This window comes from Candidatus Nitrospira bockiana, from assembly GCF_965152565.1.
Genome location: NZ_OZ224215.1, coordinates 1,443,267 through 1,466,508 on the forward strand (window position 1 = coordinate 1,443,267; position 23,242 = coordinate 1,466,508).

Below are 23,242 nucleotides of genomic sequence, written 5' to 3' on the forward strand. Positions count from 1 at the left end.
TCGCGGCTTCCGCCACTGGAAATCTCTAGGCGATTGGTGGCAGTTGCGCGGCGTCATCCCGAGGCGTACCCTTGGCGGTACGCTGAGGTCCGGACTGCCGCAAGAGGAAAGTTCGAGGCTTCTTCAACATCCTGTAGTGACTTCGTCTGAGGGGTGGCGACATGGTCGAGCCACGAGTCGCACAGAACAAACTGTGGTACCTCAAGCACATCAATCTGTTCTCCACGCTCAGTCGCCGAGAGCTCGAAGAGATCGAGCGCATGACCCGGATGCAAGAGGTGCGGAAGCGCCAGCTGATCTATCTGCCTGGTGACCCGAGTACGACCGTCTATCTGCTGAAACGGGGGCGCGTCAAAATCGCCAGCACCAATGCGAGCGGGAAGGAAGTGACATTCGAGATCCTCGAGCCGGGTGAAATCTTCGGGGAGTTGGAGGTGCTGGAGGACTCACCCCGGGAGACGCAGGCCGAGGCGCTCGATGACGTCCTGATCTGCGCGATTCACCGAGAAGACTTCGATCGCTACCTCCATGAGCATCCGGACATGACCGTCAAGTTGACGAAGCTCATCGGACTTCGGCTCAGAAAGATTCAAAGCCGTGTCGAGGATCTGGTCTTTCGCGATGTCCCGGCCAGGCTCGCCCACGTCTTGCTTGAGCTGGGCAAAACGGAAGGCATTCCAGATGGGGCCTCGATCCGTATCAGAGCGAAGCTGACGCACCAGGAGCTGGCGAACCTCATCGGATGCACCCGAGAGACCGTCAGCAATACCTTGAGCCAGTTTCGCGAACAAGGCGTGATACGGATCGACGGCCGATCCATCACGATTCTGGACGCGGCCCGGCTCTCGCAACTGGTGTCCTGACCTCGTCCGAGCGCGGGCGCTTCCGCCTCCGGTACCGCCAGAGGGCTACGTCCGGACGGATGGCCCCACGGCTCTGAGGCTGTCGCGCTTCTCTTCATCGTCGCCCGCTCAGCCGTCGTGGAGTCCGAGCCAGCCCGCCCTGTTTCTGCTCTTGTTTCCATCGACTTCACGCCTCTGCTCGCCTCGCCGTGAGGGAACTCGGCCATGTGGCCGCCGCGACGTTGAAGATGGAGCACGGGAGGCGGCCGCTACTCGTGGCCGGACAGCAGGTGCTTGATCCGCTCACGCGCTTCCGGTGAGAGGGAGGGGGTGTCGGGTGGCTCGAGACGATCAGGATGGCGTCCCATCGCCTGTTTCACGAGCAGCAGTTGTTTCCGATAGCGGTCGCAAAACTTACAGAGGAGAAAATGGAGCCGTAAGGCGGCACGTTGCCTGAGCGGCAGCGCTCGATCCATGGAGTCGGAGAACAATCGCGTGGCGTCTTGACAAGACAGCATGGTCGCTCTACGGAGTAATGCAATTCATCTCCAGGCACCGACGCAGTTGCATCCGTGCGCGATGGAGCATGACCCACAGATTATTCGCAGAAATATCCAGAATCTGACAGATCTCTTCGGTGCTGACGTCGTCGAGCTCCCGAAGTGAGAAGACACGGGCCAATCGGGGCGGAAGGGTCTCGAGGCATCGGCTCAACCCATCCCAAAACTCCTTGCGCTCCAAGAGCACACCCGGGTCTTCGCCCCACTCTTTGGGGCGGCCGTCGGGGTGCCAGTTCCCGACGTCGTCGAACGAGTGTTCCCGCTCGCCGCCGCCGTGTACGTCACCATCCTCCGCCGGTGCCTCCCGGCTGTGCTTGCGAAAATGATCGATGACCTTGTGCTTCAGGATGCCGACCAGCCAGCTCCGCTCGGACGACCGCCCCGCAAAGCGGGTGCGGCTTTGAAGCGCGGCCAGCAAGGTCTCTTGCACAACGTCCTCCGCGGCCCGGGCATCGTGGACCCGGAGCAACGCGCATCGATAGAGATAATCCCCGTGTCGAGTGAGCCACTGTTCAGGATCAGATGGGGCATCCGTTGCCATCGAGCCGATCGGGGAACGGACGGGACGCGTCAGCGGGCGCATCATCTCAAGCCTTCCTCCTATCATCAGGCCGCATGCCCGACGTGCCGAGCGCTTGCGACGCTCGTCGGTCCGTGGCACGTCGTCTTTGCCCGGCCGGTCAAATCCATCATCGCTCGTCCCTCCCGTCTGGTGCGTGGGCGCGTCATCTATCCGATAGTCGGCGTCCCCTCAGAGACCTTACAGGGGTGAACCCGGCGAGTGCTGCCCTTGGAACCATCAGCGGCCCCGCCATCGTGCCAACCTGGGAAGTCTCTCAGCACTAGTGTTCGACGGTGACGCCCTTCCAGAACGCCACGTAGCCGGCGATCTGTTTGGCTCCCTCTTTCGGCATCGGGTAATACCAGGCCGCATCTTTATTGACCTGACCCCCGACCTCGATATCGTAATAGCTCGCCTGGCCCTTCCATGGACAGGTCGAATGCGTGTCGCTGGGCTTGAAGTATTCCCGCTTGATGGCGTAAGGCGGAAAATAGCAATTGCCTTCCACGATCTCGCAATGATCGCTTTCGGCCAGCACGGCTCCGTTCCACGTTGCGCGGGGCATTGGTTCCTCCTTCCTTGTCGGATCGCGCGGCTCTCTCCCGGGGCTCGGCCCAGCTCTCTACCGCGTGCCGTGCACCCAACCCCTCGGTCTCTGCCGGAGGAGAGGCGTTCGGTGGATGTGACATCCTCGATGGTGGTCATGTTCCGAACTGAGCATCGACCGGCGTATGGACGATGTGGTTGATGTAGTTCGAGATGGTCTTCAAGCCGACGAACGCCACCACTTCGTACAGCTTGGATTTGGAGACACAGTGCCCTGATAGTCATACTCAACCATCAAGCCATGACAGCGGCGACAGTGCTCCATAGGAATGCCTCCATCCGGCTCGGCTGAAGAGCCAACCGTCTTCTTGCACCCATTTCCGAGAGAGAACCCCCAAGATGGTTCCAAAGACAAGGTGTGCGAGGATGATCGTCACGGGCATCATCGGTCGCCCCAGGCCCATGAACCCGGCCCCCGTGGCCTGAACGGCAGGGCTCACGAGGAACATCACCGCAATGACGAGAGCATAGACGATTCCCCAGATCACCGGCTTGCGACCGACGAGGACGGCAAAGAGGATGCCGAACGCGGCGCCGTTCCAGTAGTGGTACAGATATCCAACGAAGTTCGACAGCGCTGAAGGGCCCTCCATGAAGCGGTCGGTCAACAGAACCCCCAGCAGCATCGCGAGGTCGCCCGGCATCCACCCGAGATGAAACCCTGTGAGACGCACCACGTCGAGCCCGACGGTGGCGATCATGCCCGCCAAGGCCCCGGCCAGCATCCGGTTGCGCAAGCGCCGGTACCCGCGGATCATGGCGGCGATAACAACACCGGCGAGGAGCACCAGAGAAGGCATCAGCAGTCGGGTGGCGAGCCAGGGCATAGGGGCCAAGCCCGCCTGGGCCGCGGGGAAGATCACCGGCGAGATCCCCGCGGCCAGCAAGACGACCCCGCTCAACACCGTCTCTTCTTCGAACAGTCGGGACAAGATGCCGCGCATGGGTAGGCTCCGATCTCAGCGGGTGGACTCTATTGAGCCCACCCGCCTTCACCGTCGTTATTGGCCCAACATCTTGACCATGTTCTGGAGCTTGCCGTCCAACATCTGGCCCACGTTCGTGACTTCGGGGTTTCCGAACGTGCTCAGGAGCGCCGAAGGCTTGGCATAGCTCACGACCGTCGTGCCCTGCGCGTCCTGATAAATGTTGATACGGACGGGGACGACGACGCCGGCGCCCGGTTCGACCGTGAACAGCTTCTTTCCGACGGTGGGACTGCCGACGAAGAGGCTCTCCGACTGTACGTTCAGGCCCGTCATGGAGAGCACCTTGCCTTGATGCAATTCCCCCATGACCATCATGTCGTTCCCGGCGACCACCTTTTTGAGCCGGCCGACCGTGTCCTCCACAGACCCTTTGACTTTGACGTGTACGACGGTATCGGCTTGCCCAGCGGCCCACCCGGGGAGCCCGCTGGACACCGACCCTGCGAGGATCGCCACGGCAAGGGCTGCCTTGGCGGCTGTTCTCAGACCTGTGCGTCGTCCGATCATCTCGACACTCCTTTCGAAAGAGTTGAACAATGGCTGCCGCTGACCGGCATTGCACGGTAGTCGCTCATGCATCGGATTCCTTACAGGGGGCGCCTGGTCCGGCAGTGCCCTTCTTTCCGGCTTCGCGTGCGTCCCGCAGAGCGGCCGCGATCGCATGTTGTAAGCGGAGGAGATCCTCGGGCCCGGAGTCGGCGGTGAAGGCATCGACGATGGCCTCGGCTGTGGTATCGGCCCAATTTGCCATGAGGGCATCTCAGCTCCGCATGGTGAGCGAAGGAGGCGACGGCACGAAGGCTCAGTCTAGACCAGGGCGACCGCGCTCTCTGTCAGCCGGATCACAGATCATCGGGCGGAAGAACGGTATCGAGGTCCAAAAGGAAATCGTGCAGCACGCCCCAGCGGCGCTCACGATCATCATGGGGATGGAGCGGATCGGCATCAATCTGCCTCCGGTGAGCGCCGCGCCCGAGAAGTAACCGGCGCCGCCGTCAAGGACTCCGGGGAGAGCTGTTGGCGAGCGGCTCGAGCTCTCGCGCGGCCGACTCCAATTCTTTCAGTTGATCCCGGAGAGTCTCGAGGCCTGACTTATACCCTCGCACCAGCGTCTGTGCGAGCGACTGGATCTGGGAGGAATGGGTGGTGAGCAGGGAGTGGACGCGCTGGCTCGTGGCTCGGAGCGAGGTGAGGTCCTCCTGCACTTCCGCGAGCTGCCTTCGTTGCTCCCCGACCGTGCTCTGGATCGATTCGATCTCCTGAGCCCGTCTGATGTTCAGCTCGTCGAGCGACTTTCTCACCGCCACGGCCTCGGTCTGAAGCTCGTCAGCCAACACGGACAATCTGGCTTCCACGGCCTCGATGGCCTTTTTCTCGGCCTCGAGGGCGGCCCTGGTCTTTGCCTGCAGCGTCGCGACCTTGTCCTGAAGCTCCTTGACCTCGGTGCGTGGAGCCATCTCCGAGGTCAGCTTCTGGTGAAGCCGTTCCACATCGGACGTCGTCGCGCATCCCCCGATCAGAAGGAGCAGGAGCAGGACGACACTCGTTCGGAACAGCATGCGGCCGACTCCATTCCACATATGCTCCTCCTTCCTCAACGCACCAGGTGGAGCCGCGGATCGAATCAAAACTGATCGAGGAGACTCTGCAGCCGCCGGAGGTGTTCGTTCACGCCTCGTGTGGGGTCCTCGGCCGACCCTCGAGCAGAGCGACTGGCGGCGTCACCCGGCGTTCGGAGCTCCTGGGTGCCGGAAGGTCGGTCCGGCCGGCGATCCCGCTCTTGCCTGGCCTGCTGCTCCCGTTCGATCTTGAGGCGCAGCAGCTCATCGCGTGCTTCCCGCCATTCTCGCTCCGTTCGTGCCGTGTTCTCCCGGGCGTCACGCAGATGTCCTTCCAATTCTTGAATGCGGTCGTTCAATCTCTTTACCGTCGATTCGAGTGCGTGTGATTTCTGGACTTCCTGTCGATACCGCTGTTTCGCGGCTTCGGATTCCTTGACGACCTGTTCAAAGCTCTCGATGCTGACGCAGCCGGCGCACCCGATGATGGCGAGCGCCACGGCCGTCCCAATGAAGCAGGCCGTCCTCCCCGATGGTGTGCTCATGGCGTCGATCCTCCGTTATCCGCTCCCCTCCCGCTGGGCGTGAAACACCTCGGTCTCGGGATGAAAGGCATACCAGGCGAACCAGAAGGCCAGGAGGGAAGGGATGGGTGTGCCGTCGCGCGTGGTCACGGACGCGGTCTGGGCCTGTGAGTTGTAGAGGATGCGGATCTCTTTGTGGTTGACCGTGTCGATGAGCGGCGTCTTGGCTTTCTTGAGCTCTGAAAACGGGTAGGCTTTGAAGCGGCCGTCGACCTCGACCCCCAAGACCCATTCCTTCGGGTGGTAGCGCGGATCGACCCGATTCGTCTCGAACATCACATCCGGGCGCTGAGCATAGCCGGCGTAGGGGTCTCGGTCATAGTCTCTGGCGTAGCCGGTCTTCGTGGACAGGACGAGCGTGGATGGGTGCGCCTGTCGCCATTCGCCCCAGGTGGTATGAGTCAGGAAGATGTGCCCTAGCTTCGTGCCGGTCATCGGACCGGCCACGGCGTCCATCGAAATCTGAGACCAGAGGCTTTCCGTCTGGTGGTCGTACATCAGGAGATCGCTCTGATAGAGCAGTCCCGAGACGCCGAAGGTGTAGCGCCGCCCGCCGATGACGGGATCGAATCCGATCCCGGTTCCGCACAACGGGCAATAGGTGACGAGCACGGGCCGCCCGCCGATCGTGTCGTTGACGATCTCATGCCAGTTGAGGATCTTGATCGGATAGGCTTTGGCTTCCTGCCCCTGGCTCATACCCAGGACCCGGTCCTCGGCGTGGAGGAATCCGGCGTCCTGCGCGCGGACGAACAGCGGGTTGAGAATGGCGGGGATTCCATCCTTGCCCGGGCCCCCGGAGACGATCTGATCGAGCGGAACGCTGTGCTTCGAGAGGTCGAACGCCCATGCCCCGATGAAGGAGGTGAGCCGGGTGGCGAACAGCGCCAGGGCAACCATGACCAGCACGATGAGGAGGATCAGGCTCCGTCGCGGCGACATGCGTTCACCACTCAGATCACGAACAGGGACGCGGCCGCGATCACCGTCAGTGCGAGCAAGACCATCAACAGGAACCAGTCATACCAGTACGTACCCGCGTCGTCTTCCGCGCGTCGCCTTCGTCGTGCGATGGACACTGCGCGCTCCGTTCGTAGCTCACCGCGCCGTCGAAGCCTCAGAGGTCATGACTGGACTTCTCCGTGAAGCGTGGCGAGCACGCGGTTGAAAGACTCGATCATGTGCACGACGTCGAGAAGCTCGCGGAAGTTCTTTTCATCCAACCCGCCGTGCTCGAGCTCGGTTCGAAACGCCATGATGCGCTCTTGGCACTCCTTATCGGCGGAGAGCATGGCCGCCAAGATGCGCTTGGCGGCCGGCGTCAGGCGTTCCAGGGCAACCCGCTCCTTGAACAGGTCCCACGCGGTTTCGAGATACCCCGGATGCCGCGTCATCGGGATGAACAGGTCGGGAACGCACGGGGTGGCGAAGGTGCGTTGAATGTCGGCCAGCGTCTCCGCCACGCATCGCGCCTGCTCCAGCTCTGCTCGCAGCCTCTTCATCCACTGATCCATCCTTCGATGATCCCATGCGGTTAGCCCGCATTATTCATGACGGTTCGTGACGAAACCGCCAAGACGCCAGGCGCTTGGGTGCTGAAATGCGCACCCAAGCCTGTCGCAGCGGCGTATCGGCGGTTGCAGTAGAAGTATTCATGAATAATGCGGGTTAAGAGCACCCGCCCTCCTGATCGAGACCCGCCTCACACAGCTTGCGCATCAGCCACTCTCCGCGCGGAACCCCCACTGCGATGATCCGCCCGTTCAGGACGAAGGCCGGCGTGATCAGGATGCCGAGGACATCCGCCCGATCCTTCGAGTCGACGAGCGACCGAATGCGGATGGTCAGATCGGGATGGAGCGCTTGAACCTGACGGGTCAGCGCCTCGACCGCAGCGTGGGACAGGCAGCCGGTGTGCACGAAGACCTCCAACATGGACATGGCCCGCATTGTCTTCCATGTGCCAGGCGGGCTCTGTGAGCCAGCTTACAGATCGAGCGCGTCTGCAGGTGTAGGGTCGTCGTGACAAGGCCAAGGCCAAGAGGCGGCTCGAATCAAGGAGGTGGGTCATGTCCGGCAAGATGTTTGCGATCAGCAGTCTTTCGGCGCTCCTGATCGGATGCGCGTGGTTGACGTCGGGCACGGCCGGGGAGGCGAAGAAGGCCCCGGCGCCCGAGGCGCTCAACAATGTCGGTCCCACTCTGGCGAAGACCTATACCTTCGAGCCGTTCCATCCCGGGATGCCGGACCATCTGTGGCTGGATGCGGGCCACGGCCGTGCGGTCTTTCTGCACTTCAACAAGCCGGTCACTGATCCGACCGCGACGGTCATCTTCGTCGGCGAAGGCATCAAGGGCCGGAATTGCGCCGAGGATCAGCCGGACGGGGGTAAGACCGGCTTCGTCCATTTCCACCGGTCGCACACGCCGGAAGGCGAACATGGACCCGAGGCCCATGGCCATGGGGGGCAAAAGGGCGAGGAGGGGTATTGGCTGAAGCACGTCGCCGTCGGCGAATTCGACATGATGGGCATGCATTTCAAACCCGGCACGGCGATGAACTTCATGCCGACCCCTCCGCCCCGGTGCGGAGCGTGAGCTGAGGCGACACTCACGATCCGCTGTGTCCGACTTATGATTGCGGACACGTTGACGCTGCACGCGGGAACGTCTTGGTGGGACTCGTCCCCGCTTCGATAGACTCTTACCCGACCTTCCTGGAGGCTGTCATGATGTCAGCCCGGGAGAATACGCTCCACTGTCAGCAAGTGCGCGATGAATCACGGCTCGGAACTGATCGGCGTCCAAGGGTTTGCTGATCCAGGCGTAGGCACCCCATTGCAGTGCCCGTTGCCTTGCTGCGCCGCCATCGCCTGACACCAGGACGACGGGCATCGTCGGCCAGACCACGCGGCTGACGCCCAGCAGATACAACCCGTTCAATTTCGGCATCACGTAATCGGTAATAAGCAGGCGATAGTCCTGCCGCTCGAGATAGGCCAGCGCTTCGATGCCGTCGATCGCCCCGTCGGCCTCGAGCCCATCGTGCCTCAAGAGATCCACCAGGCACGTCCGGGTGGCCGGATCGTCATCCGCGACCAAAATTCTTCCGCTCATCTTCATTCCTGTCCCTCCTGTCTCGTCGTGTAACGACCGGGTTCCGACCGGCATTCGGTACCCACGGCGTCTGTCTTACTGGTTTTGCATGAACGGGCGTCGAAGCGAGGATGAATGTTTGTTCATCTGTAACGATGGCTGGGCGAGATGAAGCAGCCTTCACCATTGCTTCAGACGCTACTCATGTTCGGAACGTACCGTGAGGATGTGTCCAGGAACGTGAAGGAGAACGATAAGGAGAACGATCATGGAGGCTGCGATAGGAATCGGGTTGCTCATCGCGTTCATCCTGCTGGCCGGTTTGATGATAGTCCGCGACCGGTCGCGCCCCACCACGCTGCGCTTGATCCGACGATTGAATCGTGGAAAGGCGACCGGAGGCGTTCATGAACGACAGATGCCGACGCTGTGACGGATTGATGATTACCGAGTGGTGCCATGATGCATTGGATCAGATCAAGTGGATGCACCTACACCGATGCATCGCGTGCGGCCATCGTCAAGATGAGGTGCTGCGTCGGAACCGCACTACACCTCCGGGGCCTGTGGCGTCGAAAGCACAGCATAAGCCTCCGATAGCCGTCTCGCTCTTCTCGAAGAGCGCCGCCCGTCCGGCAGGAGAGTCCCGTAGAAGGGGGAAAGGAACAAGGACATGCTGAAAATCACGATCCAGCCGAGGTCCGCGGGTACCACGTTCGCCCTTGAGGGGCAATTGGACGGAGCCACCGTCACGCAATTCGAAAAACTGTGGCGCCGGATCGACCAGGAGGCGCTGTACGGGCCTGTTCAACTGAATCTCACCTCCGTGCATTTCGTCGATCCGCACGGCAAAGAACTGTTGAAGCGGATGCACGAGCACGGGGCCGAGCTGATCGCAGAGGATCATTTGATGAAATCCGTGGTGGAAGAGATCACGGGGAGAGACCATATCGGTCGGCCCCGGCCTATGCGGCGCCACGGAATCGGATGCGGACGGCCTAGCTCTGAAACATCACGGCGAAGAGCGGTGCGAAGATAAAGAGCGCATCCCGAGACTTCCGGGGAAGGAGAACGCGAACGTGATCGAGACAATCTTATTGGCCACCGATTTTTCCCCAGCCTCGAATCGCGCATGCCAGCACGCGTTGCACTTGGCCGCTGCACTAGGTGCCCGGCTGGTCATCCTCAATGTGCTGAAGGCCGCGGGCAGACCAGGGCGTGAGAGGCTGATCGGAAACCGCTATCTGGATGACCGGCGTACCCGTGCGCTGTTGGATCTCGGACGTGTGGCCCACCAGGCCAACGAGAGGGGAATCCCCGCCATACCTCGGTTGGTCCTCGGCAGCCCCGCAGACCTCATCCTGGATGTTGCCAATCGGGTGCAGGCCGGTCTGATCGTGATGGGCACCCGCAATCGCACCAGGTGGGAGAGGTTACGAAGCGGCAGTACGGCCGAGGAGGTCATTCGCAGGGCTCGGTGCGCTGTGCTGACGATAAGAGAAGGGGCTTCGGAGGACGACCAAGGGCGTGAAGGAGGTAGACGTGAAGGAGGTAGAGAGGATGGCAAAAAGCAACGACAGCAAGGTCCGCGTCCGCATTTTTGTCGAGGAACGGAGTCACGGAACAGTGTGGGTGCCCTACAAGACCTTGATCGGTTACACGATGAGGAACCGCCCGATCATTGGTCGACTTTGGGAACAAGAGTACTGCGTCGACGAATTCGGAAGCAAAGTGGAAGCGGTCGGCGAAGCGAAGCGACGAGCGCGGAGCAGAATCATGGAGCTGTTGGGCCACACGGATGTGGCGGACACTGAATGGGACGTCATCCATGAGCGGGGCCCTGACCGGATCGCCGTCACCTATGAAGAGACGTTGCCAGCCAGGCAGGAGGCGGTCGTCGGGGCATAGCAAGAAAGAGTGACGAACGGAACGCGCGGTACCGGCTGGACTGTTGAGCGGTGGACCCGCAGCCGCTTGAAGAAGGAACACTGGGGACGATCGAGCGGAACGAAGACGGGAAGGTCGTCGCCCTGCGCAAGGCAGGCTGACTCATCCATCACTCCGCAGGCCGGCACGTACCGGCGACCGAGCCGGCCGCGTCCATCAGGATGTGCAATCAAAGGAGAGCCACTCATGCGAGACATCCAAGTCACGAACTTCGATTTGAAACGGCTCCGAGAGCTCGTCCATGTGGGGATCTCGTTCAGGGAAAAGGACCGTCAGTATCTCGAGCAGCTGCAGGAAGAATTAGAACGGGCTCACATCGTCGAGCCGGCCGAGGTCTCTCGCGACGTCGTCACGATGAATTCCCGAGTGCGCGTGAAGGACGTCGACACGGGCGAAGAGAGGGCTTTCACGCTCGTGTTCCCGTCGGACGCCAAGCTCGAGCAGAATAAAATCTCCGTTCTTGCTCCAATCGGCACCGCCGTCCTCGGCTACCGCGTCGGTGATATCGTCGAGTGGCAGGTGCCGGCCGGGGTCAAAAAGCTGCGCATCGAAGAGATTCTCTACCAGCCCGAGGCCGAAGGCCGTTACGACCAATAAGAGGGGATCTGAACGGCATGACTATGCCTCGTTCTCGCCAAGCGGCGGCATTAGCCCGGAGATGAGGAGCAGCACGAACAGCAGAACAATGACCATGCGTGCCCTCCTTTCAAGGCTCGAGAGAGAGCCGGTACACGAAGATCTCACCAAGAAGGGGTGACCTTCCGTTCACGACTCTTCCGCATTCGGCACATCGATCGCCACAGCGAACCCGAATCCTGTTGCCGGAGTCGCAATCGTGATGAAGACCTTTTCATTGGACCTTGGCGGGCTGTTCATACTCACCGGTTATCTTGAGAAGCGGACACGGCAGCCTTAACGCTCACCACGAATAGGAGGTCGCCATGATGGATTTCAGTTCGGTGATTGATGCTGCGATAGCTTTCCTGGGCGGAGTGGCGGTTCTGATAGCCGGCCTGAAAGGGCTTCCGACGGCCAAAGGGCCGACCAAGCCGGCAGCATCGTTCGAGGCACCAGTCCATCGCCCCATCGATGAAGGGGCCACTCTCCCGAGGGCCGCTTAAGATTCGGAATCCAGAGGGCTCGGACAATGGCTCGAACGAACTGTGGCAGGCTGACAACGGAACGCATTGGACGCAGAGGGACGCAAGCGGACTGGCAGAAAGGAGGAGTAGATGTTGGCCGTTTGGGCATTCGTTGTACTGACTTTGTTTTGTTGGGGCGCCGCTATTTGGGCCTCCTTCATCGACGAGCCTGTTGGTGCACGCCGACAGCTGACCGATGAGAACCGGAAAGCCGCGTGACGCGTATGAACGATTCATCACGGCGTTTTCGCGGCACTTTCATAGTCGCGCATTATCCTGTTGATCAGGAATCAGTCCTTCGATTCTTAGGCCAAGCGGCGGTCGCATTCGACGCGAAGCAGAACGCATTGGCGAAGAGTGTTGTGCTGAAGGCTCTCGGTGTCTTGGACGAGGGGGGGAGAAGAACTGCTACTCAGAGGCCGATATCGCGTCGCTGCTCTCGCTCGTCGAGACGCATGTCGCCTATGTTGGCTTGTAGGCGTGTACCTCATGCGCGTGTAATCCGGCCAGGGCTGAACGGAGCGTCCAGAGCATTGGCCGTTTTCCGAGCGCCAGCAAGCACCAACGACGGCGGCAAACTGGCCCAATCGAAGGTGGAGATGGAGGTGAAGGTGAAGATGTCAGATTTGATCCTGCCTGTCATGTACGTCGGTCTGATTCTCTTGGCGCTCGTCCTCGTGGTGATGTGGGGAATCTCGCTCATGGAGGTCTGAACCGGCAAGACGCAGGAGCGATGGACTAGCGGAACTGGGGGGCTGAAGAACCGAGGGCGGAGAGAAGATGTAGAGCGACGCCGTCCTTGGAAGATGAGCATGCCAGGTGACCCTGCCCGGAGTGGTAGATCGGTCTCGGCCGCAACAACAGTGAACAGTATCGTGTATGACGATGACCAGAGAATGAGGTCTGGCATCATGCGGATTTTGATTATCGAAGACGATCGGGACCTGGCTCAGTTCATCCAGAAGGGACTGAGGGAGGAGCGCTACGCAACCGATTGGGCCCCGGATGGCGACGAGGGTCTGAGCCTGGCCGGTCAGGCCGAGTATGATTTGATTGTTCTCGACATCATGCTCCCCAAGCTGGATGGGCTGACCGTGTGCCGGCGCTTGCGGGAGCGTGGCTACAAGGCCCCGATCCTGCTGTTGACCGTTCGCGATTCCGTGGAAGACAAGGTCGAGGGTTTGAATACGGGCGCGGATGACTATCTCACGAAGCCGTTTGCGTTTGCCGAGCTGGTGGCACGGGTGCGGGCTCTGCTGCGCCGAGGACCCCAGGTGCAGGGCCCGCTCAAAGCTGCCGATCTGGAGCTTGATCCGGTGGCGCACCGCGTGTGGCGGGCTGGCAAGGAGATTCCGCTTACCAACAAGGAATATGCGCTCCTCGAGTTCCTCCTTAGGAACAAGAACCGCGTTTTGACACGCACGGCGATCATCAACCACGTCTGGGACATGAGCTATGACCCCATGACGAACATTGTTGACGCGCACATCCGGGCGATTCGTGCGAAAATCGATCGCGACTTTTCCCCGCCGTTGATCACAACCGTTCGCGGCACGGGATATATGCTGGAAGTGCCCGAAGACGCCCCATGAAGACCCTGCGAAGCGACATTCGCTACTCGGCCTTGGTCGTCATTGCAGTGCTCTTGGCGGGGTTCAGCCTCGTGCTCTATTGGGGCTTTGCAAACCTGCTGCACCAGTACGTGGATGGACGATTGCTTGGAGCGGCGCAGACCCTGGCGAGGTTGATCGCCGAGCGTCCCGACCTCTTGCGCCAACCCGGCGAAGAGATTATCGGCGTCGATCGGGAGCACGAATCAGACGAGAAGCAGCACGAATTGCGTGAGACGGCACTCTCGATCGTCGTGCTGACCTTGGATGGGCGGCCCGTATGGAAGGGCTCTCATGTCATGCCGCGCCCACCCATCTCTCCGGAACGTCTGCAAGAGGTTCGCGGCGGTGAGCCGGCCTTCGAGACCATTGCAACCGGAGACGTCGCGCCTGTCCGGCGCGTGTCGGTGCCGATTCGTTTTCAAGGCGAGATCCGCTATGTGCTCCAAGCCGAGACATCCCTGGCCTTTTCCCAAAAGGCGCTTCGTGGCCTCATCCTCTTGCTCGTGACGGTCTCCACCGCCTTTGTCGCCATAGCATGGATCGCAAGCGACTGGCTGGCGCGGAAGGTCCTGGTTCCGGTGAAGCTGCTCAGCACCACAGCCGAAGCCATCACGGCGTCTGCGTTGAAGGCTCGCGCCATCCTCGATTCACCGTACGGGGAGCTGCATCAGCTGACCGATGCCTTCAATGCCATGCTGGATCGGTTGCAGAAGGTCTTCGAAGCTCAGCGGCGCTTTGTCGATCATGCCGCGCACGAAATGCAGACGCCGCTGACCGTGCTGCAGGGCAATCTCGAGGTGGCGCTCCAGAAAGCGCGCACGGCCGAGGACTATCGAGAGACGCTGGTCGGCAATCTCAAGCAAGTGGAGCGGTTGGTGTCTCTGGCGCGGTCGCTGCTCACGCTGGCGCGCTTTGCCGGGGATCGTCCACCGGTTCAGCTTGTCCCGCTCGCGCTCGAGCCCCTCCTCCGCGAGATTGTGCAGGACCTGGCCATTCTCGCCGAGGAGCAGCAGATCCGCTTGAGCTTTCACTCGGATTCTGCCCCTCCGATCATGGGGGACGCCGAACGGCTCAAGCAAGTGGTCATCAACCTCCTGGACAACGCGCTTCGATACACAGACCCGGGCGGATCGGTGACCGTAAGGTTGAGCGTGCTAGGTCACCAGGTTGTCGTCACAGTCGAAGACACGGGCCATGGAATCGAATCGGAACATCTTCCCTATCTCTTCGATCGCTTCTACCGGGCTGACCGCGCGAGGGCCAGGGATTCAGGTGGTACGGGGCTCGGACTGCCGATCGTGAAGGAAATCGTCGAGGCGCATGGAGGTCGGGTCGAGGTCGCCAGCCAACCAGGAAAGGGCACCCTCTTCGCGGTCCTGCTTCCGGCAATAGCAACAGAAGGTCACGTTTCCGATCGGTCCCGTTCCGCTCCTGATCCTCGGGCCACTGAAATCGAACGCTGCAGGCGCGACTGGAACTCTCCCCCCGAATAAACTCATCTCGGACACGGCTCCATATCACGCGGCCTCCGAGTAGAAGATCGAAGGTCGAGATGGAGCCGTCCAACACCTCGGCCTGCCGGCTTGCAAGTCCGTACCGGGCGGCATGCCGGTTGTCTCCTACAGGCGATGGCCCGGGAAAGATCTGTCTCATGCAATACGTCTCACTCTTCCAAATAAAGTTGAGCGTGAGGCTGTACTATTTCAGACTCGGCTTGTCCCACAGGGTTAGAAGCGGGCTCGCCACAAAAATAGACGAATACGTTCCGATCACCACGCCCATCAATAACGCGAGAGAGAAGTCATGGAGCACTTCACCGCCGGCCACCGTCAAAGGAATCAGGACCAGAATGACGGTCAGCGAGACGACGACCGTTCGACTAAGGACTTGATTGATCGCTGTGTTAATCACCTCCTCGAACGTTTCTCGACGGCGAACCTTGAGAATTTCCCGGATGCGGTCAAATACGACGACGGTGTCAGTCAACGAGTACCCCGCCAAGGTGAGTAAGGCGGTGACCAGGAGGAGGGTGAATTCCTTGTCCAGCAGGTAAAAAATTCCGAGGACTGCCAGGACATCATGCAAAGTCGCCAGCGCTGCGGCGAGACCAAATCGCCATTCAAAACGAGCTGCGATGTAGAGGACGATGCCCACCATGGATAGGGTAATGGCCAACAAGGCATCGTGCTGCAGCTTTTCGCCAATCGCCGGCCCGATTTCCATGGTTGATTCGACCAGAAACGCGTTGTCAGCAAATGCACGATTCAGGCTGTCCATCACGCGCTCCGCCATCCTGTCTTCAACGCTCGCGGCGGCCTTGAGTCGGATTAAGACCTTATTTCCGCTCTCGATGTCCTGGAGTTCGACCTCGGACCACCCATGCTCACCGAGCGCTTTGCGCACCTGCTCAATCGACACGGGACGTTCAAATTTCAGCTGGACGGCAGTGCCACCGGCAAAATCGATTCCGAGGTTTGCGGCTCCTCTGGCCGTCTGGATGAGCGCGATCAGTCCTAGCAGCACGAGCAGCGAAGACAGTAGAAAGGAGTGCCGGCGCCAGCCGATAAAATCAATGGAAGTCTTTCCTAAAAGCTCAACCACGGGGATCTCCTTATTCGTGAGCCCCTCGGCTCGCCGGTGAGGACGCGCCTGTCTGCAACCGCATCCATATCAAGCGCGGTCGGGCAGCAGGGGCTCTAGAGACACGAACAGAATCTGTACGGGAGTACGCGCACGTGATCCGTGCGCCGAGGTAGACGAGCGTTAAATACGATAGACGGAGAGCTGCTCGTGGAGAGGGCGGGAAAGGGGTCTACTTCCGGCTAGGCTGTCTGGTTTGGCACTCGATGGGGCGCCGGATGACGATGTGCCTGACATCGCCTCCCCTCGCAGCAGGAGGCGGGTTGAGCCGTCCCGCCTGGTGAAATCGCCCGTTTCGCTATGTGAAGTTCCTGTTATCGCGGTCTGATCCAGGCCGTGATTCGGAGCTCGCTCAAGACAGGACTGCTGCGAGGCTAAACCCGGCTCAAGCAAGCGAAGAACGTCTGAACAGGTCCAGACGATGAGAGTGATGAGGAGCACCAAGGGCAAACGCCAATGCCCACGCATGCCGTACTCTAATCATTCATCGACGATGAATCAAGCCAGGATCATAGCGTCCCTCGACAATGGTGGCCTGGAGCACCCGGTCTCTGGCTCGAATTGCGTTGTATGGCAGGCCCGAGGGGAGGTGAGACAGCCCAGTCCCACGGTGGAAGAAGACCCTGGAAAAAGGGCCTCGTAATCCTGAGTCTCATGCCCCGCTCGCACGTCCTTCGACATGGCTTCGATCTTTTTGCCGGATATCAGTTGACAGTAGTAGTCTTGTGAGGATGCCAACGCACCGATGTGGGTGCCAACAACAGCATGATGAGGCCGCCACCACAATAGCACCGGGGGCCGTATCGCTCGACTTCAAGGCTACGCAAGGAGGGCCACCTGAAAGCGAAACATTGAGGGTCGTCTCACTGAGAGCAGCGGCGCCCCGAATAGCCTGGGGCGCCTTTCTGTAGGACGACTCAGCTACCTGTGTTGATCATCCGGCAGAGGGTGTACTCAGTGTGTTGCCGACGCGAGAGTACGAGCAAGACGGTCGATGGCACGGGATCGTGATGATGGCAACTCGTTTCATGGCAAGGTGTACGTGAGATTCGGCCAATACGCATACCCGAAGGCTTGAACTTTACCGCCTTCAATCCGTTGGATATCGATACGGCTCCGGAATGGTGTCGCTCCGGATATCCCGCTGAATCCACCCTCGCCCCCGGTAAAGAGGTAAACTCGCCTTCGCATTCATCGAGAGCACCGGCGCACTTCCATAACCCATAGGCGATATCCTGTCCCTCATGGGCAACAAGGGTGCAGACCCCGACTGATTCTCGACGATTCTTCTCTTTATCCAAGACGACACGAACTGGGCACTCGAGCTTGGTCGCATGGATCGGACCTCGGACTGCGCCCTTGGAGTGGCGGACGAACATCACACCCTTGAGCGTTCCGTTGACAACCTGTTTCCCCTTCCCGGTATCAAGCACCTCGCCGGTCCCCATCCAGCTCGTGCCTCCATCTCCAGCCTCCACGGTTTTTGCGAAAGTCATCGAGGACCAGCCAGCCATTCCGAATGTGGCAACGGCGGCGATCAAGAATGCGAGAGATTCGGCGAATCTCATACGGACTCCTTTCATGGATAGTGGACCCATTGCGGCGGCTGTGAGGAGACGTAGCAAATGACCACGGCGGGCGCAAGAGTCCTTTCGGAGTCCTGGCGTCGGAAATGTCCTAATGAGGAAACGCCCTAGAAGATGACTGCGGACCAAGCGCTCGGCATCGGGTGTTCGGCTGTTCGGAAGCCGACTACCGCCATGCAGGCGACCGACAAGTCGAGCGAGCTTCCAGGAGAAGCCCCATCAGAACCGTCACGAACTGCTCTGAAGGCCGTGGCTCCTCTTGAGGGACTCAGGCATTGTGAAGTCGGACGGTCAGCCGATAATGCCGATCTGGCCGGCAATCCAGACGGCGTGCACGAGATCCTCCGCATAGAGTTTTCCGATGATTTCCTCGGTATGCAGCTTCACGGTGCGCGGCGAAATGCCGAGCTCGGCGGCAATGAGGGCGGGACGCATGCCCTGGGCACGCCATAAAAGGATCGTTCTCTTCCGATCTGTCAGGACCGGATATCGATAGGATTGGACGAGCGCCCGAAAGAGAGCGGGTAATAGCTCTCCCAATGGTCGCAGAGCCGTCCGCGCTTCTTGCTCCCCGTTCAGAACCACCGAGAACATTCCTTCGCGTTCCGCGACGCCCTTGACTCCTTGGATTTCGTATTGGAGCTGGAACTCCCGGATCTTCTTTACGTGGTCAGGGCGATGCGCATGGGGCAGACTGCTGAGCAGGTCCGATCGCAATTGCGGCTGTTGGGTCTTCAAGCATTCCTGAAAGAGTGGATCGGTCCGAACCATCCCGGTGGCCAGGTACCAGCCAAGGTACTGCCTGGGATAATCGACGTCCAGCATCTGGACGACTCGGTGGGTCGCCGGATTACAGGAGATACAGGCCAGCCCGCGATACGGAACGACGGAGCGGAGGTCGCGAAGCAACCGCCTGAACTGCCTCGGTGTATGTGTCCTGACAGCGTACTCCTTGATGGATGCCACGGTAACCCGCGCTGCCATTGACGGACCTCCTCTCGGGCCATCCTCTCACCCTGTGGAGTCACTTCTCATCGCCGTCGGGAAGAGTCCGCCTATCCTGTCCTTGCAGACAGGGGGCCTCGGACCAGGAGGACATCCGTCAGCTAGTCCGTAGACCGTCGATCGAGTACCCTGGGACACATGAGAATGGAACGCATCCTACATAAAAGTAGCGACGGTCCGCAAAACCATACTCCCGGACTCTGGAGAGACGTTCGCCCGTGCTTACAATACCCGAGTCTGGGCTTAGATGAGCAGCGTTCTCGTGAGAGTAGGACGACGCATTCGGTTGCTGCGTCTGCATGCCGGCTTGACCCAAGAGCAACTGGGTGAACGCGCTGGTCTGCATCCCACGTACCTCGGCGGCATCGAACGCGGCGAACGGAATGTATCGTTGAAAACTCTGGCCAAGGTGGCCTCAGCGCTCCAGGTACCGTTGAAGAACCTTGTCACCTTCAGCGATCACGATAAGGAACAGACCCTCGACGCCCTCAAACGATTGGTTCTTACCGGAGATTCCCGTATGGAAACGTTCTTTGCCGCCTTTTGCGGGAGCTGCAAGTATCTGCACAGCTTCCTCGAACTCGAAGGCAACCATGACGCCTTTGCCTTTTTCTCGATCTCCTGCAAGAACTGCGAACCTCTGAGGATCGTTCGGGAGTTTCTCGGTCGATCGATCCCGGAGAAGAGATGAAGAGCCATGGAGTAGAGCCGGTCGAGGTGACCGAGAGAGGTCTTCCGATACCGGGAACCGGGCACGCCAAAATTCGACTCCTGATCGTAGACGACCAGCCCCTAATGCGAGAGCAACTGCGCCGGATCGTTCAGGAGGAGCCCGATATGATCGTCGTCGGCGAGGCGGCCGATGGCTCCATGGGCGTGACGATGGCGCGCACGCTACGTCCGGACATGATTCTCATGGACGTCAATATGCCGGTCCTGAACGGGTTCGCGGCGACGAGGCAAATCAAAGAGGAGTTGCCTCATATCGTGATTATCGGCCTCTCCTTCCACACGGATGCGGAGATTGCTCTCGCCATGCGGAAAGCCGGCGCGGACGCTTATATGTCCAAAGCCTCTCTGCTCGAATCGCTCTGCGAGACCATTCGACAGGGTGGGCGGAAGGCCAACCAGACCCGCTGAGAAGAATATGCATCGCAAGCGATGGTCTTGGTGGTCGAAGCATCAGAGATGTTCCTCGATCAAAACAAAAAATACAGGCCGACACCGACCATCTCGATCTTTTGCGCGAAGAACTGCCCGTAGGGAACAAAGCCGCGATAGTAGTTGACCAGCAACCGGAAGCGGCGGTCGGCTCCGGCTTTCGACCATTCCAACCCACCAACGACGTTGGCGTTGATGATCCAACGAAGCTCCTCGTACGACTGAAAGTCCGCGCCAAAGACCGGCGTGATCCGGAGCCGAGGCAGCTGCCTCGCTAGAATCGGCGGTGTGGTAGTAGGCCCTCGCAGCTCAAGCCCCCAGTGCACCCCATTCCGGTCCAGCGTGGCGGGTTCCCGGTGTATCAGTGTGCTGCCGCCCGCATACACCCGCCCCCACCCTCCTGGCGCATCGAGCGACAGAATCGCCTCGAACGCTTCGAAGCTCAGGTTCACACGGCGAAAGCCCGGCCTGCCCAACAGGAACTCATCGCCCAAATGACTGCTCTGGTGGTACACCCGGATACGGGTCGAGAAGAGCCGGTATCGCCAGGAGACCGGAATCCCGACGACATAATCGGCATTGATGAGGTCGGTTGATGGCGAATCGAGATCGAACTGCGCAAAGACTCCGCCGAGAATGCCGACTTGCCAGCCATTGCAGCCATTGCGCCGTCCCAGCAAACCAAAGGTCTCACCCAGGCCCACCGATGCGAGGTTGACGTAGGTGTTATTGGAGCGGACACGGGTCGCCTGCCAGGAGGCGAAGAACTGAGGCTGCTTCGGATCGGCCCACAGCGGACGGAAGACGTCGTTTTCCGGAAAGACCTCCAGCGGAGACGAGCGAGCGCTGCCTGGAGACACCGCCCCAATCCCTTCGTAGCGACAGTCGACCCCCGAGAGGTCCATAGTCGTCGACTCTTCAGCCGCCATCGACACGAGGGTGAATGCGCACAGTGCCATGACGATCCCACATGGCGCGAGCCATGAGTAGCCACACCGCCTCTCTCGATGACTCAAGTACCCATAAGGCCCCCGCATGCCTTTCTCCCGTGCGGCCTTCGAAAGGAGCGAGGACGGCATACCGCTACTCGGTGCAACGGCCGGTTGGGGTGGAGCCTCGTTTTGACATCCTGTCCATGGCGGCCAAGACGAGTTGGAGAGCGCATTCCGCCTACGGATAAACACCTCGGGCAACCGCTCGGCGCGCCGACTACCTGAGGTGCGTCATCTCCATAGAGTAGTGGTGGCCATCATTGAGGACGACTTCGGCCACCAAGAGCGGGACGCCGGCCTTGTCATGAAGCGTCAAGGTGCCGGTTCCCAACAAGATCTCCCTTCCACGATCGCTGACGAAATTGAAGTATCCTCGTTCTCTGATTGTCAGAGTGACCTACGCATGCTTCCGCAGAGATTCCTCCGTTGCGTCAGCACTATCGTCATCGCATCCTGACCGTCTTCGCCTCGAAGCGTGGCGACGCGACCGCCGCCGCGGCCTCTTCTCCTCCAGCGGAAGAGGACGCGACTACGGCACATCGGGCCGAGGGTCCGGGATAAACCCATGACGGTTCGGCATCTCGATCTTCGGTAAGGTCTGCGTATCGATCACGGCATCTTCCGCGACGATCTGATTCTGGAACAGGAGCCACGCGATGACCGAATAGGCTTCGTCCGGGCTGAGCGACTGCGGCGCGTCGAACGGCATGGCTCGGTAGATGTAGTCGTACAATGTCGTCGCATAGGGCCAGTAACTGCCGATCGTTTTAATCGGCTTCGTCGTCGTCAAGGTGTTCCGGCCGCCGACGAGCCTATCCTTCGGCCCCTCGGTTCCCGTCGCTCCATGACAGGAAGCGCATTTGCGGGCATAGATCTGTGCGCCTTGTTTGACCGTCCCTCGACCGGGTGGAAGTCCCTCACCGGTCGGCGAGACATCGATGTTCCAAGCCCGTATCTCATCCTCGGTCGCCGGCCGGCCCAGGCCATACGTGTCGTGCTCGTCGATGGCCCATCCGGCCGAACTGCTACTCAGCGCGAAACCGAGCATGCCGATGACGATGAGGAATCGCTTAGGCATAGATGTTCCGCACTCGTCCATCGCGTTCGACCTTCCAGCTTTGAATGGCGTGGTAGTGATAGACAGCATTCGTTCCTCGCACCTTTACAAGGTCCTCTCGGGAGGGTTGCACATACCCGGTTTCGTCGACACATCGACTTTGCAAGATCGCCTCTTGTCCGTTCCACCGCCAGGGTAACCGGAATCGTGTGTGACACTTCGGAAGGACCGGCTCCTGAAGACGAGCGGACTGCCAGGTGCGGCCGCCATCGACACTGACCTCGACCTTGGCCACCCGTCCTCGGCCGCTCCAGGCCAATCCGCTGATCTCGTGAAAGCCCGGTTGAAGACGTCGCTGGCCCGAGGGGTAGGTGACGACGGACTTGGCCTCCATCACCAGAGAAAATTGATAGGCCTTCCCGTCCGGCATCAAATCCGTGTACTTGGCCGTCTCCCAGCGGGTCATCCACGGTGCCGACCCGAGCTTCAGCCGCCGCAGCCATTTCACATTGATGTTGCCTTCATAGCCGGGCAAGAGAAGGCGCACGGGATAGCCTTGCTCCGGCCGCAACGCTTCGCCGTTTTGACCATAGCACACGATCGCTTCTCGCAACACGTCCTCCGTCAGCGGGACGCTGCGGTCGAGGCCGGCCGCGTCGGAGCCCTCCGCCAAGACCCAGCTCGCTTCTCGACGAATGCCCGTGGCCTCGAGGAGCGTGGAGAGCTTGACTCCGGTCCACTCGCTGGTGCTCATCAATCCGTGGGTCTCCTGAACGGTGAAGTCCCGCGCCTCGCCCCATCCATCCCAACTGTTGCCGGCGCATTCGATGAAGGCGAGCCGCGAGACGGAGGGCAATCGTTTCAAGTCCTCGAGCGTGAAGACGAGGGGCCGCTCGACGAGCCCATGAATGAGGAGGCGATGGCGCGCCGGATCGATCGTGGGCACGCCGTTGTGGTGGCGCTCGAAGTGCAGGGAGGACGGGGTAATGATCCCATGCAGATCCTGAAAGGGGGTGAGCGAATTGTAATTGTCCGGGGCATTGGCCCCCCATCCTCGTGGCGCTCCCGGTCCTGCTCCGCCCAATCGCGTGGCCTTCTCGAACGGAGATCGTTCCCCGTATGGACGCGGCAGGGCGCCGGGAACGCGCATGGGATCATCCGAGCGCGTTTCTTCAGCTTTAAGCGTAGGAAGAACAAGCGCGGCCGCTCCCGCTGCCGTGAAAGAAGCCGCCTGTCGTACAAACGTCCGTCGATTTATTTGCTCTGCTATGTGGTTCATAAAACGCTCCTGAGAAGCGCGGC

The 23,242-nt window shown here is 60.4% G+C and carries 29 protein-coding genes and 1 pseudogene; 11 read left to right on the top strand and 19 right to left on the bottom strand.

The features are described from left to right. Positions 1-161 precede the first annotated feature (161 nt). A complete protein-coding gene (locus ACWHYV_RS07135) occupies positions 162-863 on the top strand; it encodes a Crp/Fnr family transcriptional regulator (RefSeq protein ID WP_447979960.1) in 702 nt (233 codons plus the stop codon). 248 nt (positions 864-1,111) lie between these two features. Here ACWHYV_RS07135 and ACWHYV_RS07140 read toward each other — a convergent pair whose 3' ends face one another. From ACWHYV_RS07140 to ACWHYV_RS07195, 12 genes are all read right to left on the bottom strand, one after another. Continuing rightward, positions 1,112-1,360: an anti-sigma factor family protein gene (locus ACWHYV_RS07140; RefSeq protein WP_447979961.1), complete on the bottom strand. Its 249-nt coding sequence runs from the start codon at positions 1,358-1,360 to the stop codon at positions 1,112-1,114. A 7-nt stretch (positions 1,361-1,367) separates the two neighbouring features. Beyond that, positions 1,368-1,988, bottom strand: a complete 621-nt coding sequence (locus ACWHYV_RS07145; RefSeq protein ID WP_447979962.1) for a sigma-70 family RNA polymerase sigma factor — start codon at positions 1,986-1,988, stop codon at positions 1,368-1,370. Positions 1,989-2,244: 256 nt separating this feature from the next. Beyond that, positions 2,245-2,529 (bottom strand): DUF427 domain-containing protein, encoded by a 285-nt coding sequence (locus ACWHYV_RS07150; protein WP_447979963.1) that lies wholly within the window; start codon positions 2,527-2,529, stop codon positions 2,245-2,247. A 268-nt stretch (positions 2,530-2,797) separates the two neighbouring features. Next, entirely contained in the window at positions 2,798-3,514 is a 717-nt protein-coding gene (locus ACWHYV_RS07155) for a DUF6789 family protein (protein WP_447979964.1), read from the bottom strand. A gap of 57 nt (positions 3,515-3,571) precedes the next feature. Beyond that, positions 3,572-4,066, bottom strand: coding sequence for a DUF302 domain-containing protein (locus tag ACWHYV_RS07160; RefSeq protein ID WP_447979965.1), 495 nt, complete (start codon positions 4,064-4,066; stop codon positions 3,572-3,574). 64 nt (positions 4,067-4,130) lie between these two features. Next, positions 4,131-4,310: a hypothetical protein gene (locus ACWHYV_RS07165; RefSeq protein WP_447979966.1), complete on the bottom strand. Its 180-nt coding sequence runs from the start codon at positions 4,308-4,310 to the stop codon at positions 4,131-4,133. 244 nt (positions 4,311-4,554) lie between these two features. After that, positions 4,555-5,139, bottom strand: coding sequence for a hypothetical protein (locus tag ACWHYV_RS07170; RefSeq protein ID WP_447979967.1), 585 nt, complete (start codon positions 5,137-5,139; stop codon positions 4,555-4,557). Between the two features lie 44 nt (positions 5,140-5,183). Beyond that, complete coding sequence (locus tag ACWHYV_RS07175) at positions 5,184-5,663, bottom strand: hypothetical protein (RefSeq protein ID WP_447979968.1); 480 nt, start codon at positions 5,661-5,663, stop codon at positions 5,184-5,186. A gap of 15 nt (positions 5,664-5,678) precedes the next feature. Next, a complete protein-coding gene (locus ACWHYV_RS07180) occupies positions 5,679-6,602 on the bottom strand; it encodes a DUF3179 domain-containing protein (protein WP_447980699.1) in 924 nt (307 codons plus the stop codon). 53 nt (positions 6,603-6,655) lie between these two features. Beyond that, positions 6,656-6,781, bottom strand: coding sequence for a hypothetical protein (locus tag ACWHYV_RS07185; protein ID WP_447979969.1), 126 nt, complete (start codon positions 6,779-6,781; stop codon positions 6,656-6,658). Positions 6,782-6,826: 45 nt separating this feature from the next. Then, complete coding sequence (locus tag ACWHYV_RS07190) at positions 6,827-7,204, bottom strand: hypothetical protein (RefSeq protein WP_447979970.1); 378 nt, start codon at positions 7,202-7,204, stop codon at positions 6,827-6,829. Between the two features lie 166 nt (positions 7,205-7,370). Beyond that, complete coding sequence (locus ACWHYV_RS07195) at positions 7,371-7,643, bottom strand: hypothetical protein (protein ID WP_447979971.1); 273 nt, start codon at positions 7,641-7,643, stop codon at positions 7,371-7,373. Positions 7,644-7,771: 128 nt separating this feature from the next. On the opposite strand from ACWHYV_RS07195, the gene ACWHYV_RS07200 reads away from it, so the two are divergent. Next, positions 7,772-8,299 carry a hypothetical protein gene (locus ACWHYV_RS07200; protein ID WP_447979972.1) on the top strand — a complete coding sequence of 176 codons (528 nt, stop codon included), beginning with the start codon at positions 7,772-7,774 and terminating at the stop codon, positions 8,297-8,299. Positions 8,300-8,428: 129 nt separating this feature from the next. On the opposite strand, the gene ACWHYV_RS07205 is transcribed toward ACWHYV_RS07200, so the two are convergent. Next, a complete protein-coding gene (locus ACWHYV_RS07205; RefSeq protein WP_447979973.1) occupies positions 8,429-8,818 on the bottom strand; it encodes a response regulator in 390 nt (129 codons plus the stop codon). Between the two features lie 247 nt (positions 8,819-9,065). Here ACWHYV_RS07205 and ACWHYV_RS07210 point away from each other — a divergent pair, with 247 nt between their 5' ends. The 7 genes and pseudogenes from ACWHYV_RS07210 to ACWHYV_RS07240 all read left to right on the top strand — a co-directional run bounded on the left by ACWHYV_RS07210 (position 9,066) and on the right by ACWHYV_RS07240 (position 14,992). Next, the gene (locus tag ACWHYV_RS07210; RefSeq protein ID WP_447979974.1) at positions 9,066-9,230 is read left to right on the top strand and encodes a hypothetical protein; all 165 of its coding nucleotides are present in this window, start codon (positions 9,066-9,068) and stop codon (positions 9,228-9,230) included. Between the two features lie 240 nt (positions 9,231-9,470). Beyond that, a complete protein-coding gene (locus ACWHYV_RS07215) occupies positions 9,471-9,836 on the top strand; it encodes an STAS domain-containing protein (protein ID WP_447979975.1) in 366 nt (121 codons plus the stop codon). A gap of 40 nt (positions 9,837-9,876) precedes the next feature. After that, a pseudogene (locus ACWHYV_RS07220) lies at positions 9,877-10,236 on the top strand (universal stress protein); the annotation flags it as partial. A 121-nt stretch (positions 10,237-10,357) separates the two neighbouring features. Then, a complete protein-coding gene (locus tag ACWHYV_RS07225) occupies positions 10,358-10,705 on the top strand; it encodes a hypothetical protein (RefSeq protein WP_447980765.1) in 348 nt (115 codons plus the stop codon). 225 nt (positions 10,706-10,930) lie between these two features. Further along, entirely contained in the window at positions 10,931-11,341 is a 411-nt protein-coding gene (gene rnk / locus ACWHYV_RS07230; protein WP_447979976.1) for a nucleoside diphosphate kinase regulator, read from the top strand. 1,456 nt (positions 11,342-12,797) lie between these two features. Continuing rightward, on the top strand, positions 12,798-13,478 hold the full coding sequence (locus ACWHYV_RS07235) for a response regulator (protein ID WP_447979977.1): 681 nt from the start codon (positions 12,798-12,800) through the stop codon (positions 13,476-13,478). Then, entirely contained in the window at positions 13,475-14,992 is a 1,518-nt protein-coding gene (locus ACWHYV_RS07240) for a sensor histidine kinase (RefSeq protein ID WP_447979978.1), read from the top strand. The genes ACWHYV_RS07235 and ACWHYV_RS07240 overlap by 4 nt, the downstream gene beginning before the upstream one ends. A gap of 205 nt (positions 14,993-15,197) precedes the next feature. On the opposite strand, the gene secF is transcribed toward ACWHYV_RS07240, so the two are convergent. From secF to ACWHYV_RS07255, 3 genes are all read right to left on the bottom strand, one after another. Continuing rightward, entirely contained in the window at positions 15,198-16,100 is a 903-nt protein-coding gene (gene secF, locus ACWHYV_RS07245) for a protein translocase subunit SecF (protein ID WP_447979979.1), read from the bottom strand. 956 nt (positions 16,101-17,056) lie between these two features. Next, on the bottom strand, positions 17,057-17,707 hold the full coding sequence (locus ACWHYV_RS07250; protein ID WP_447979980.1) for a hypothetical protein: 651 nt from the start codon (positions 17,705-17,707) through the stop codon (positions 17,057-17,059). Positions 17,708-18,016: 309 nt separating this feature from the next. After that, entirely contained in the window at positions 18,017-18,709 is a 693-nt protein-coding gene (locus ACWHYV_RS07255; protein WP_447979981.1) for a LuxR C-terminal-related transcriptional regulator, read from the bottom strand. Between the two features lie 283 nt (positions 18,710-18,992). Between ACWHYV_RS07255 and ACWHYV_RS07260 the strand changes: the two genes are divergently transcribed. Continuing rightward, complete coding sequence (locus ACWHYV_RS07260) at positions 18,993-19,421, top strand: helix-turn-helix domain-containing protein (protein ID WP_447979982.1); 429 nt, start codon at positions 18,993-18,995, stop codon at positions 19,419-19,421. Further along, on the top strand, positions 19,418-19,870 hold the full coding sequence (locus ACWHYV_RS07265) for a response regulator (protein WP_447979983.1): 453 nt from the start codon (positions 19,418-19,420) through the stop codon (positions 19,868-19,870). Before ACWHYV_RS07260 ends, ACWHYV_RS07265 begins: the two co-directional genes overlap by 4 nt. 59 nt (positions 19,871-19,929) lie before the next feature. Here ACWHYV_RS07265 and ACWHYV_RS07270 read toward each other — a convergent pair whose 3' ends face one another. The 3 genes from ACWHYV_RS07270 to soxC all read right to left on the bottom strand — a co-directional run bounded on the left by ACWHYV_RS07270 (position 19,930) and on the right by soxC (position 23,219). Further along, positions 19,930-20,850: a DUF1207 domain-containing protein gene (locus ACWHYV_RS07270; RefSeq protein WP_447979984.1), complete on the bottom strand. Its 921-nt coding sequence runs from the start codon at positions 20,848-20,850 to the stop codon at positions 19,930-19,932. Between the two features lie 562 nt (positions 20,851-21,412). Next, complete coding sequence (locus ACWHYV_RS07275; protein ID WP_447980700.1) at positions 21,413-21,931, bottom strand: c-type cytochrome; 519 nt, start codon at positions 21,929-21,931, stop codon at positions 21,413-21,415. A 22-nt stretch (positions 21,932-21,953) separates the two neighbouring features. Continuing rightward, positions 21,954-23,219, bottom strand: a complete 1,266-nt coding sequence (gene soxC / locus ACWHYV_RS07280; RefSeq protein WP_447979985.1) for a sulfite dehydrogenase — start codon at positions 23,217-23,219, stop codon at positions 21,954-21,956. Between the last annotated feature and the right edge of the window lie 23 nt (positions 23,220-23,242).